Origin of the sequence: Halofilum ochraceum, from assembly GCF_001614315.2 — a bacterium.
Lineage (GTDB): Bacteria > Pseudomonadota > Gammaproteobacteria > XJ16 > Halofilaceae > Halofilum > Halofilum ochraceum.
In genome coordinates, this window is the sequence record NZ_LVEG02000004.1 from 108,621 (window position 1) to 120,887 (window position 12,267).

Annotated in this window: 11 protein-coding genes; 5 read left to right on the forward strand and 6 right to left on the reverse strand. The window is 67.2% G+C overall.

Features of this window, described 5'->3' with window-relative positions; genetic code table 11:
- Positions 1-88 precede the first annotated feature (88 nt).
- Both A0W70_RS04575 and A0W70_RS16955 read right to left on the reverse strand, forming a co-directional pair.
- Positions 89-1,534, reverse strand: coding sequence for an exonuclease domain-containing protein (locus tag A0W70_RS04575; RefSeq protein ID WP_067560933.1), 1,446 nt, complete (start codon positions 1,532-1,534; stop codon positions 89-91).
- Between the two features lie 6 nt (positions 1,535-1,540).
- Positions 1,541-3,865 (reverse strand): LysM peptidoglycan-binding domain-containing protein, encoded by a 2,325-nt coding sequence (locus A0W70_RS16955; protein WP_067560935.1) that lies wholly within the window; start codon positions 3,863-3,865, stop codon positions 1,541-1,543.
- 175 nt (positions 3,866-4,040) lie between these two features.
- Between A0W70_RS16955 and A0W70_RS04585 the strand changes: the two genes are divergently transcribed.
- The 3 genes from A0W70_RS04585 to A0W70_RS04595 are packed head-to-tail and all read left to right on the forward strand — an operon-like array spanning position 4,041 to position 7,205.
- Complete coding sequence (locus tag A0W70_RS04585) at positions 4,041-5,405, forward strand: TrpB-like pyridoxal phosphate-dependent enzyme (protein WP_067560937.1); 1,365 nt, start codon at positions 4,041-4,043, stop codon at positions 5,403-5,405.
- Positions 5,406-5,436: 31 nt separating this feature from the next.
- Positions 5,437-6,279 carry an ATP adenylyltransferase family protein gene (locus tag A0W70_RS04590; protein ID WP_067560939.1) on the forward strand — a complete coding sequence of 281 codons (843 nt, stop codon included), beginning with the start codon at positions 5,437-5,439 and terminating at the stop codon, positions 6,277-6,279.
- A 20-nt stretch (positions 6,280-6,299) separates the two neighbouring features.
- Positions 6,300-7,205, forward strand: coding sequence for an NYN domain-containing protein (locus A0W70_RS04595; protein WP_067560941.1), 906 nt, complete (start codon positions 6,300-6,302; stop codon positions 7,203-7,205).
- A 30-nt stretch (positions 7,206-7,235) separates the two neighbouring features.
- Here the strand turns inward: A0W70_RS04595 and A0W70_RS04600 are convergent, their stop codons facing one another.
- A complete protein-coding gene (locus A0W70_RS04600; RefSeq protein ID WP_067560943.1) occupies positions 7,236-7,790 on the reverse strand; it encodes an EF-hand domain-containing protein in 555 nt (184 codons plus the stop codon).
- 606 nt (positions 7,791-8,396) lie between these two features.
- Here A0W70_RS04600 and A0W70_RS04605 point away from each other — a divergent pair.
- Complete coding sequence (locus tag A0W70_RS04605; RefSeq protein ID WP_067560945.1) at positions 8,397-8,978, forward strand: RNA polymerase sigma factor; 582 nt, start codon at positions 8,397-8,399, stop codon at positions 8,976-8,978.
- Positions 8,975-9,808: an anti-sigma factor gene (locus A0W70_RS04610; RefSeq protein WP_067560947.1), complete on the forward strand. Its 834-nt coding sequence runs from the start codon at positions 8,975-8,977 to the stop codon at positions 9,806-9,808. The genes A0W70_RS04605 and A0W70_RS04610 overlap by 4 nt, the downstream gene beginning before the upstream one ends.
- Positions 9,809-9,927: 119 nt before the next feature.
- Here the strand turns inward: A0W70_RS04610 and A0W70_RS04615 are convergent, their stop codons facing one another.
- The 3 genes from A0W70_RS04615 to A0W70_RS04625 form a co-directional block, all read right to left on the reverse strand.
- A complete protein-coding gene (locus tag A0W70_RS04615; RefSeq protein WP_067560949.1) occupies positions 9,928-10,704 on the reverse strand; it encodes an endonuclease/exonuclease/phosphatase family protein in 777 nt (258 codons plus the stop codon).
- Positions 10,701-11,693 carry a quinone oxidoreductase family protein gene (locus A0W70_RS04620; protein WP_067560951.1) on the reverse strand — a complete coding sequence of 331 codons (993 nt, stop codon included), beginning with the start codon at positions 11,691-11,693 and terminating at the stop codon, positions 10,701-10,703. The genes A0W70_RS04615 and A0W70_RS04620 overlap by 4 nt, the downstream gene beginning before the upstream one ends.
- A 150-nt stretch (positions 11,694-11,843) precedes the next feature.
- The gene (locus A0W70_RS04625) at positions 11,844-12,257 is read right to left on the reverse strand and encodes a Na+/H+ antiporter subunit G (RefSeq protein ID WP_067560953.1); all 414 of its coding nucleotides are present in this window, start codon (positions 12,255-12,257) and stop codon (positions 11,844-11,846) included.
- Positions 12,258-12,267: the final 10 nt, after the last annotated feature.

A 12,267-nucleotide genomic window follows, 5' to 3' on the forward strand; every position in this document is an offset into this window, starting at 1 on the left:
CGCACGCTGTCTGCGCGCCAGGCTGGGCCCGGGCTGGCGGGTCTGAGGGCGCCCGTCACGGGCGCTGGATCCCGCGGCGGGCAGGCGTTCAGCGCGTGGCGTCGAGACGGCGGGCGGACTGCGGGTGGCGCCGCAGCCAGCGCGCCAGCAGCCGGTAGTGATCGCGGTCGAACGGTGCGGAGGGTGGGTCGGATGCGAGTTCGGCGGCCTCGGTCTCATCCCTGGCCGAGCCGAGGTAACGCCAGTGGTCGATCACATGGCATTCGCTGCGGCCGCTTTCCGGATCCGTTTCCGTGATCGCGACGGCGCCGGGCCACGGCCATGGCTGGATCCGGCGTTCGCCGAGGGCCTCCAGCAGGCGCATGTTGAAGCGCACGGGCGCTTCCTCACCGGTGCACGCGCCCTGGCAGCGGCCGATCTGCCGGCCGAAACAGGGGCGGTTCCCCCGACCCTTCTCGAGCCCGAGTCGGCGCCGGCAGAGGGCGTTTTCATCGGCAATGCGCCCCAGTTCCCGCCGCGCGGCCCGGCGATCGCCGAAGGGGCCGTACCAGCGGTCGCCGGGCCATGCGTCCGGGGCCCGTGCCGGCACGATCAACGGCTCCAGGTAACCGTCCGCGTCTTCGGCCACGGCGATCACGACCTGCGCGCCGGCCTCGCGCAGGCGTCGGTTGTGTAACGGCCGCAGCTGCTTGATCAGGCGGGCCTCGCGCAGCAGGGCGCCCAGTTCGCCGACGGTCTCCTGCCAGTCGATGCGCGTGAGCCGGTGGGCGATGCGGGTGGCGGTGTGCGAGCGGTGGTCGCCGGAGAGATGGCTGCGTACCCGGTCGTGCAGGTCGACGCTCTTGCCGATGTAGAGCAGCGCGTCGTCTTCGCCGTAGAACAGGTACACGCCGGGCCTGTGGGGCAGCCCCTCGAGCGCATCCGGCGCCAGCTGCGGCGGCAGCGATGGGCCGCCGCACTGACGTTCGATCGCATGGGTGACGGCCGCGGTGCCGCGATCGCGGGTCGCGGCGCCGACGAAGGCGAGCGCGGCGCGGGCATCGCCGAGGGCCCGGTGACGCGCATCGCGCGGCAGATCAAAGCGCTGGATCAGGGCGTCGAGGCCATGACCGCGGTGATCGGGATACAGCGCCCGCGACAGACGCACCGTGCACATGACGGGGGCCCGGAACGTGATGCCCTCGCGCCGGAATTCATTGCGCAGGAAGCCGTAGTCGAAACGCGCGTTGTGGGCGACCACCGTGCGCCCGCGCAGGCGTTCGAGCAGTTCATCCCGGATATCCGCGAACGCCGGGGCATCCGCGAGCATCGAATCGTCGATGCCGGTCAGGCCGGTGATCGAGGGCGGGATCGGGCGCCCGGGGGCGACCAGGCGGGACCATTCGTCGACGACCTCGCCATCGTCGACGGCGACCACGGCGACCTCGATGATGCGGTTACGGGCCGGATTCCCGCCCGTGGTCTCCAGATCGACGAACGCCCAGCTGCCCGTCAGTGGGGCCAGCCCCTCGCGCGTGTCCAGGATGGCACCCACGTACGCTCAGGCGCCGCTGCCGTCGCCCGGACCGTCGCTATCCGCCTCGGCCGTCGCGTCGCTGTCGCCGAGGCTGTCGGCCTGGCGTTCGACCTTGGGTAGTGAAACCGGCATACCGGGATGCAGGTCCTCGAAGTTCAGGTCCGGATTGTATTGGCGCAGCAGCCAGACCGGGACGTTGTCGGCCCGCCGGGCCAGCGTCCACAGGGAATCGCCGGACTGCACCAGCGTCTTCTCGGTGCCCGCGATCCGGAACTGCTCGAAGAAACGCGCCTGCAGCTCCTCGTGGTATGCCTCACGGCGCTGTACGAATTCCGCGGGGGCGACCCGGCTGAAGCGCAGCTTGATCCGCTTGCCGATAACCACCGGTTTGCCGTAGCGCATGTTGTTTACGCGGCGCAGCTCGCTGGCGCGCAGATCAAGCCACTCGGCGTAATGGCCGAGCGTCTCCGCCGCCTGCACCTCGATCGTGCCGTCGGCCGCGACGCTGTAATCCGCAGGGTCGGCCGACAATGCGGGTACGGGCTCCGCACGACTGGACTGGGCCGGGTTGTTCGCCCGCAGCGTCGCCAGTGGCCCGGTGTTGTCGGTGTCGTCGGTCGCCTCTCCGGCCGTGGCGGTGGATCCGGTTTCCGCGCTTGCGGTGTCCGTCGTCTCGGCGGCGGATTCGGCCTCGGCTATGGTCTGCTCGGCTGCATCCGTTTCGGTCGTGGCGACGTCCGTCGGCGACCCGCTCCCGGTCTCCGCGGTGTCGGCGGCGGCGTCCTCCTGCGCGGCGGACGCCGCCTTCGCATCTCCGCCATCATCCGCGCTGGTTCCGGTAGCCGCGCTCGCGACCGTCTGCGCATCCTCCGCCACGCGGCCGTCCACCCGCAGTCTCTGTCCCGGGTAGATGCGGTGCTCGTCACCGAGATTGTTCGCGGCGGCCAGGCTGGAAACCTTGAGCCCCGTCCGGCTCGCGATGCCCGAGAGCGTGTCCCCGCGGCTGACGGTGTAGAAGCGGCCGCTATCGTCGCCCTGACCCGCCGGTACCGGTAGGCGCAGGGTCTGTCCCGCGCGGATGAAGTTGCGGCTGCGGAGGTTGTTCAGCGACATGATCGCGTTGCTGGATACGCCGTAGCGTGAGGCGATCGCCGACAGCGTCTCGCCGCTGCGGACCCGATGGAAGCGGTCGGGGACCTGGGCCACGTAGCGGGCGCTCTGGTCCACTCTGGCGAGCAACTGCTCCGCGGGCGGGCGTTCCGGCCCGGCCGGAACCCGCAGGCTGTAGCCGCGCGGCACCCGCTTGTCGCCCGCCCAGACGGGATCCCGGAGTGCGCGATTGAGGTCGCGCAGACGCTCACGGTCGACATCGAAGGCCCGCGTGAGCGCGTCGACCGGGGCATAGAACGGCAGTTCAATTGTTTCGGTGACGATGGTGTCGTCGCGTTCGATCAGACCAAAGTATTTGCTGGCATTGAAGTCGACATCGACCGCCGCCAGGAAGGCGGGATAGAAATTGCGCGAGGCGAAGCCCCAGGTCCGGCTCTCATACTGGTCGATGATCGTGGCGATGTTCTTGCTGCCCACCTGCCGAGCCGCCCGGCGGATGCCGGCCAGGCCGTGATTGTACGCCGTGATCGCCATCGCCCAGTTGTCGGTGATCGAGTAGTTGTGCTCCAGCAGGCGGGCCGCCGCGATACTCGACGTGAACGGGTCCATGCGCTCGTCGACGATGTGATCGATGCGCATATAGCGGCGACCGGTCGCGCGCGTGAACTGCCAGAGGCCAGCCGCGCCCACGCGTGACCATGCATCCGGATTGAAGGAAGACTCGACGTGCGGCAGTGCGGCCAGCTCTTCCGGCAGCCCCATGTCCTCCAGGGTACGCCGGATATGCGGCTCCCATGCCCCCGAGCGCACGAGTCCGGCGCGGAATTTGTCCGACTGGCCGAGTTGGAAGCGGATGTTGTTCGCCGCCCGCTGCAGGCGGCTGTCGTTCACGCCTTCCGGCCAGAGTCCGAGCACGCGGCGTTCTTCCTGATTCAGGTTCGCGCGCTCCTTGCGGGCGATGTTACGCAGGACCTCCCGATAATGTGCCTTGCGCGCGTTGACCTGACGTTGCCGTTGATCGCGGTACCGGCTGTCGAGCGCGATTTTTTCGTATACGACCCCCAGGTTGTCGCGGTCGTGGAGCAGGCCACCGTCGGTGGAGACCTGGGTGTAAACCTGTGTCCAGAAGCGGATCGCGGGTTCAATCTCGGGTGGCCGGGGGAACGTTTCGGACGCGGCGTAAGCAGTACTGGAAACAAGAAGCAGGCCGACCAGCAGGGTGGCGGAGAGGCGTTTCATGGTTGCGTGCTTTTCCTTGCGATCGATGCGGATCGCGTGCGAGCGGTTTCTCGGACAGCCTCCCGAGGCGTCGCACATTGTTGATGCCCGTGGCACCGGCTTCAAGTACGGAGGACAGAAAATTCCGCTGCGGTAGAATAGGAGGTCCCAACCCGCCGACATACGGTACGCCCCATTGAGTGAAACGAAGATTCTGCTGCCCGAGAGCGACCTGCCGACCCACTGGTACAACGTGGTCGCCGATATGCCCAACGCGCCGGCACCGTATCTGGGGCCGGACGGGGAACCGGTGCCCCCCGAGGCCCTCGGGGCGATATTCCCGCCGGGGATTCTGGAGCAGGAGGTGTCCACCGAGCGCTGGATTCCGATCCCGGAGCCCGTCCGCGACGCCCTGAAGCTGTGGCGGCCGGCCCCGCTGTACCGCGCGAAACGGCTGGAGGAACGGCTCGGCACCCCGGCAAAGATCTACTTCAAGTACGAGGGCGTGAGCCCCGCCGGTTCGCACAAACCGAACTCCGCGGTGCCGCAGGCGTATTACAACCATATCGCCGGCATCCATCGCCTGACGACGGAGACCGGCGCCGGGCAGTGGGGGTCTTCGCTGTCGCTGGCGGGGCAACTGTTCGACATGGAGGTGCGCATCTACATGGTGCGGGTGTCGGCCGAGCAGAAGCCGTTCCGCAAATCCATGATGGAACTCTGGGGTGGCGAGGTGATCCCGAGTCCGTCGAACCTGACCCAGGCGGGGCGCGATGTGCTGGCGAAGGATCCCGACAATCCCGGCTCGCTCGGGATCGCGATCTCCGAGGCGGTCGAGGAGGCCGCGGGGCGCGACGATACCAACTACGCGCTTGGTTCCGTGCTGAACCACGTGCTGCTGCACCAGACCGTCATCGGCCAGGAGACGAAGCGGCAGCTGGAGCAGGTCGGCGATTACCCGGATATGGTGTTCGCGCCCTGCGGCGGCGGCTGCAATGTCGGCGGCATGATGTTCCCCTTCGTGACGGACAAGGCCGCCGGGCGGGATATCCGGCTGGTGGCCTGCGAACCGGCCTCGTGCCCGACGCTGACCCGCGGGCGTTTCACCTGGGACTGGGGCGATTCGATCGGGCTGACGCCGCTGATGAAGATGTACACCCTCGGGCATGATTTCATGCCGCCGGGGATCCATGCGGGTGGGCTGCGCTATCACGGCGTGTCGCCGCTCGTCTCCCAGCTCCATGCCGAGGGCGTGATCGAGTCCGTCGCCCCGCAACAGCTGGCGACATTCCGCGCCGGCCAGCTGATCGCCCAGACCATGGGGATTATCCCGGCGCCCGAGTCGGCCCATGCGGCCGCCGGCTGTATCGAGGAGGCGCTGCGCTGCAGGGAGACGGGCGAACCGAAGACGCTGCTGTTCACGCTCTCCGGGCATGGCCACTTCGACATGGCGGCCTACGACAAATACCTGGCCGGCGAGCTCGATGATTACGACTACCCGGAGGATGAGGTTGCCGCCGCGCTCGAGCGTCTGCCGAAATTTGAACGCGAGCCGGTCTGAACGACCGCCGGTATTGATGCCGGAGATGGGCATGGATGACGACATCACGGCAGGCCCGCTTTTGCCGCGGGTCCAGGCGGCCACCGAACGCGCGCTCGCCAGTGGTGCGCTTGGCCCGATCGGTACAGGCGAAGAAGTGCTGCACGATGGCGGCTACGCTTTCCGCCTGCGCACCGTCGCCAGCCTCGCCCGCAAGGAGGCGGCCCAGGAGCAGGCCCGCGCCGGCGGCTTCGACCGCGACCCGTTCCTGCCCCCGTATGAGGAGGGGCTATACGTCGGCCCGGTGCCGCCGGCGCACGTCGGCCTGCTGAACAAGTTCCCCGTGCTCGAGCATCATCTGCTGATCGTTACCGGGACGTTCCAGCCGCAGGAGGGCGTGCTGGATGAGACGGACTTCGAGGCCTGGCTGCGTATACTCCGCGCGGGCGCTGGCCTCGCGTTCTTCAACGGCGGTGCGGTCGCCGGGGCGAGTCAGCCCCATCGGCATCTGCAGTGGGTCCCACTGGCGGAGCGGCCGCCGCTGGAGGCGGCGGTCGCCGCCGGTGAACCATTGCCTTTCCCCGTCGCCAGCGAGCTCCTGCCGTCTTCGTGGCTCGCGGAACCGGTGGTGGGCGCGCGGGAATTCCATCGCTGCTATACCCGCCTGCTGGAATCGATCGGGTGCGCTCCGGGGGCGGGGGCGCCGGCGCCCTATAACCTGCTTGCGACCCGCGACCGTATCTGGGCCGTTCCACGGGCCGAGGAGTCGATCGCGGGCGTGGCCATCAATGCACTCGGCTATGCGGGCTGGATGCTCGCGGCCGACGACATGCAGGCCGAGACCGTGCGCGCGCGCGGTCCGCTGGCCCTGCTCGCGGCGGCCGCCGGTCGCTGAACCCTTTTCTGGAGCCGATCATGGCGAACAACACACGGACCAGCAGCATGGCGGTGTTCTGCGATTTCGAGAACATCGCCCTGGGCGTGCTCGACGCGCGCTACGCCGCCTTCGATATCAACAAGGTTCTCGAGCGCCTGCTGCTCAAGGGCAATATCGTGGTGAAAAAGGCGTACTGCGACTGGGACCGTTACAAGAACTTCAAGCCGGCGATGCACGAGGCCTCGTTCGAGATGATCGAGATCCCGCATGTACGCCAGTCGGGGAAGAACTCAGCCGATATCCGCATGGTCGTCGATGCCCTCGATCTCTGCTACACGAAATCGCACGTCGACGTCTTCGTGATCGTAAGCGGTGACTCCGATTTCTCGCCGCTCGTGAGCAAACTGCGCGAGAACGACAAGGTGGTCATCGGTGTGGGGGTCAAGAGTTCGACCTCGGATCTGCTGATCGCCAACTGCGATGAATTCATTTTCTACGACGATCTGGTACGGGATTCCGAAAAGCCGTCGCGGCGCAAGCGCCGGTCCGGCAAGAAGACGGCGTCGAAGAAGAAAAGCGCGAAAACGGAAGGGGCCGAAAACACGGCCGAAGCCGCGGCCGAGGCGGCGGCGGAAAGTGCCGCGGATGCAGCCGATACCGCCACCGACGATGGCGGTGCCGATGACCGTAAACAGGAGGCGCTGGATCTGGTGCTTGCCACGGTCGAGGACCTGTTCCGCGAGCGCGGCGAGGAAGACAAGGTCTGGGGGTCGATGGTCAAGCAGGCGCTTAAACGCCGCAAGCCCGGCTTCAACGAGAGTTACCACGGTTACCGGAGTTTCGGGCAACTGCTCGAGGAAGCCCGTGAACGCGGGCTGCTGACCCTGCAGCACGACGAAAAATCCGGTGGCTATATCATCCAGAACTATTCCACCGAAGACTGAACGCACCCGCGGGCGAGGCCTCGATCTCCGTCAGCGCTGGGAGGCCGCGAATTCCTTTTTGCTGATCAGTCCGTCGTTGTCGGTATCGATGCGCCCGAACGAGGCCCGCAGTTCCGGGACCCGATGGGCCTCGTCCGTGCCGATCACGCCGTCGCCGTCGCGGTCGAGGGTCGCGAAATCCAGACCCTCGAGCAGGTTGACGGTCGCCGCCCGATACTCGGCGGGACTGACGTTGTCATCACCGTCGGTGTCCACGCGCGCAAACGCCTCTTTGAGCGACGCGGGCATCGCGCGCGCTTCGCTGCGGCTGATCACGCCGTCGTCGTTGATATCGACCCGTTTGAAATCGATGCCGGCGATATAGGTCATCGCGGCCGCGTACTCGCGCGGGTCGATGCCGCCGCTGCCGTTGGTGTCGATGCGCGCGAAGTGTTTCCCCAGCCGCGGCGACGTGTTGGCCTCCTGCCTGCTGATGACGTTGTCACCGTCGGTGTCATGGTCCCTGAACGCTGGATCGCCGCCGAATGGCATCGTCTGGCATCCGGCGAGAAGCGGAATCGCGGCAAGACCGATCCACCTTTTCATGCTGCCTCCGTTATCCGGGAGTGGGCGTCGTGGTTCGAGCCGCACTCCCCGGGGTCACGGGGCATCGATGCCACTGTCAGTATCAGGATGTAGTCGGCTTCACGGGGACTGTCAATCAGCCCTGGTGCCCCGACGAAGCCGCCCGGTTGCCGCCTTCGGCCGGGCGGCCGGGCCGTCCGGCGCTACGAACGAACGCATTTCCATGACCAATCCGCTCGTGAACGATTTCGGCTGATGATCGCTGGGCGAAACGCGAATCGGTGCAATCAAGCCGGCTTGAGTCTTGCCGGGAAAATTTGCCCACTAATCAATTGTGTACGATCTTAATTGCGCCTTATCGAGGGCATGACTTCAATTTTTCATCCGCGTAGCATCCGCTTTCGCGTGAGGCACGAAATGGCTGGCGTGAACGGTTTGCGCGCTCCCGCCGCGGCTTTGACGGCTAGAGCGGCGGCCCGGCCATCGAAATGGTTTCGTACGGCGTTTGACTCCGTATTCAGGCAAGGTGAGACTGCGATCCAACTTGTCCAGGATGTCCAACGCAGCGATGACCAGGATCGTTTGTCGTTCCGCAAGCCGTGCCCGCCGTTTCCCGGGGCGTCGTCAATGACGGCCGCGACCGAAGAGGAAAACGGCATTCTGCTGCGCCTCGCCGACGGTGATGCCGGCGCGGCGCAGGAAGTGATCAATGCGTACGGCGGACTCGTATGGTCTCTGGCCCTGCGGTTCTGCCGGTCGCGAGCGGATGCGGAGGACGCCGTGCAGGAAATCCTCACCGATGTCTGGAAGAGCGCGCACCGCTACCGGTCCGCGCGTGCCTCCGAGCGTGTGTTCATCAGCATGATCGCGCGCCGGCGGCTGATCGACCGGTTGCGCCGCGACAAGCGCCGTGGCGAGGTCGAGCCCATGGCCGCGGGGCCGTCCTCGGAACTGCAGCATCCCGGCGATTCCGGGGAGCGCGGCTGGGACGCGCAGCAGGCCGCACAGGCGATGCAGTCGCTCAGCGACGACCAGCGCCGGGTGCTGGAGATGAGCGTGGCCCAGGGCCTGACGCAGCGCGAGATCGCCGAGGCGACCGGCACCCCGCTCGGGACCGTCAAGACCCACATGCGCCGTGGCCTGATCCGTCTGCGCGAGATGATGTCGGACGACGAGGATGTCGGTAAGAGCGGAGGGGCGTCGAGTTGAACGCGGATCAACCGCAACGCGAACGGCTCGACGAACTCCTGCTCGATCGTGCCGTCGACGGGCTCGATCCCGCGGAGACGGCCGAACTCGAGACGCTGCTTGCCCGGCTGGGGCATGACGACCCCGAAGGCTACGATCTCGCGGCGGCCTCGGTCTGGGTCGCTGCCGGGGCCCCCGAGGAATCGATGCCTTCGGACGTCGCCGCACGGGCGCGCCGAACGCTGGACACGGGTGCCCCGGCACCGCGCGAGGAGGGCGGCGACCGCGCATATGGCGGCGACAACGTGCGCCCCCTGCACGCGCAGCCGCGCCCGGCCCGCAGAGCCGCCACGGCGGGCTGGATCGCCGCGGCTGCGGCTCTGGTTCTGGCGGTGACGGGCTGGTGGCCGCGTATGGATGAACGCGGACCGGGAGACCTGACAGCGGCGCGCGATTCGCTGATGGCCAATGCCTCCGATGTGGTCCGGGTGAACTGGAGTAACACGGAGCATCCGCGCGCGCAGAAGCTCAGTGGCGGGTATGTCGTCTGGAGCGACGAGCGCCAGCAGGGCTTCATGACCTTCAAGGGTATTCCGGAGAACGACCCGAACGAGCACCAGTACCAGCTCTGGGTCTTCGATGCCACGCGCAGCGAGGACTACCCGGTTGACGGTGGCGTGTTCGATGCCCGGCGCAACGAGGCCGGCGAGGTCGTGATTCCGATCCAGAACAAGCTGCCCGTCCGCCAGGCGGCCCTGTTCGCCGTCACGCTGGAACCACCGGGCGGTGTGGTCGTCTCCGACCGCGACCCCATCCTCTGGGTGGCCAAGCCCGACGCGAAAAGCTCCTGAAATCGCAGGGCCAAGGGCTGAGGGCTGAGGCAGGCGTGCCTTTTATCTCTCTCCGCGCGCTCCGCGGCTTTGCGTGAACCCGGGTTTTTGATTAATCGGTCGCGTTTCCGCGATCGTTGTCAGCGCCGCATATCCCCGTCCGGCAATTCGTACACTGCCACGACCGGCCAGTGATCCGACGGTGAGACGTCGCCGTGGTAGCAGTGCGGCGAGTGGGCCGCGAGTGGCCGGGCATGCCGGTTGGCGGTGATCCAGTCGAAGCAGGCGTTGTACTGGTGAGCGCTTGGATCCGGATTCGCGGTCGGGACTGCGGGGAAGGTCGCCGGCGGCTGCAGCGAGAGCGCGGCGAAACAGGAGACGTAGCCGGCCTCGTGCAGGATGCGCGATGGGTGGTAGGCGTCGTTGAAATCGCCCATCACGAAAGCCGGCTCCCCGTCGTAAACGATGCTGTCCATCGCGTCGACGATCGCCCGGGTCTGATCGATGCGCGGGGAGCGCCCGGTTGCGGCCTCATCCGGATGACTCGTGTGAGTCAGGTGGGCGGTCGCCACGACCACCGTGCCCTGACGGTCGCGCCGCGCGAGCCGAACCCAGAACAGGCGTCGCGTGACCTCATGGCTGCCGTAATCGACCGTGCCGTGACCGCCGTATTCGAACAGCGACGCGCGCCACCAGAGGTTGCTCTCGCAGGTCCAGCCGTAGAAATCGTCATCCACGCGTTCGTGCCCCGCCAGCACCTCATCGATGCAGTCACGCGTGTCGGCGCGCAGTTCCTGCACCCCGAGGATGTCGGGAGAGAACCGCTCGAGGAATTGCCGCAGCGCCGGTTCACGCGTGGGCCAGCGCTCGGTGTTCCAGAGGTTGTAGGTGCATACGGACGCCCGCAGCGGGTTCATGCGTCTCCTTCCTCGGGCAGCAGCAGCGTGGAGCCCTTGGTCGCGCGCGACTCCAGCGCCTCGTGCGCACGGCGGGCGTCCCGCAGCGGGAAGGTCTGGCCGATCTCGATCTTCAGGATGCCCCGCTCGATGACATCGAACAGATCATCGGCCGTCGAGACCAGGTCGGCGCGCTCGGCGGTATAGGTGCCGAGGATCGGCCGCGTGAGCGTGAGTGAGCCTTTCTGGCTGAGGATGCCGATGCTGAACGGCTCGACGGTACCGGACGATTGCCCGAAGCTGACCATATGCCCGCGTGGAGCGAGGCAGTCGAGCGAGCGTATGAAGGTCGCCTGGCCGACCGAGTCGTACACGACCGGCACGCCGGCACCCTCCGTGATCCGATGGACCGCCTCGACGAAGTCCTCCTCCGTGTACACGATCGGGTAATCACAGCCATGCGCGCGGGCGAGTTCCGCTTTCTCGTGCGAGCCGACCGTGCCGATCACGGTGGCCCCGAGGTGGTGCGCCCACTGGCAGGCCAGCAGGCCAACGCCGCCGGCCGCCGCGTGGAACAGTATGGTGTCGCCGGGGCCGACCGGGCGCGTCTGTTTGAGCAGATACTGTGCGGTCATGCCCTTGAGCAGCACAGCCGCCGCGGTCCGATCGTCGACATTCCCGGGCAGTGCCACTACGCGGTCCGCCGGCATGAGCCGGGTCCCGGCATAGGCGCCGAGCGGCCCGGAGGCGTAGGCGACCCGGTCGCCGATCGCGAATTCCGAGACGTCGTCGCCGACCGCCTCGATTACACCAGCTGCCTCGATCCCGGGCACGAAGGGCAGATCGGGGCCCGCGTACACACCCGTGCGGAAGTACACGTCAATGTAATTGAGACCGATCGCCGTGTGCCGGATGCGAAGCTCTTCCGGGCCCGGTTGCCCGACCTGCACCGATTCCGGCTGCAGTACCCCGGGGCCGCCGAGTTCGTGGATGCGGATCGCCTGTGTCACGGTACGTCACCCTCCTGCAGGCTCAATCGCTCTCAGTCTTGAGCCGATGACAGGTCCCGTCAACCGCGAACTCGCGGGTGATGGCATAAGGATTGTGCTCGCGGGGAGAGGTGTGAACGAGAGCCGGGGCGCGCCGCCCTCGGGCGTGCGTCAATCCTCCGCGTCGCCACGCGGCCCGGGGCGCGTGCCGCTCTCACCGGGTGCGCCGGGGCCTGGATCGAAGGTGCTCCACCCGGAGTCGCGTTCCGTCGGCGGGAGTTCCGAACCGTCGCGCATGTGCTCGTGCAGATGTGCCTTGGCGACAAAGTGGGCGGTGACGGGGGCGGTCAGGAAGAGGAATACCATGATCAGGATTTCGTGCACCGAGACGGCACCGCGGACCACGATAAAGTGAACCATGGAAGCGAGCAGGACGCTGCCGATGCCCAGGGTCGTCGCCTTGGTCGGCGCATGGAGCCGTGTCATCAGGTCGCGCAGCTTGATCAGGCCGGCCGAGCCGACCAGCAGGAATACGCTGCCGACGACGATGAGGAAGGCGATCAACAGGTCGAACAGGAATGCCATGCCCTTCCCC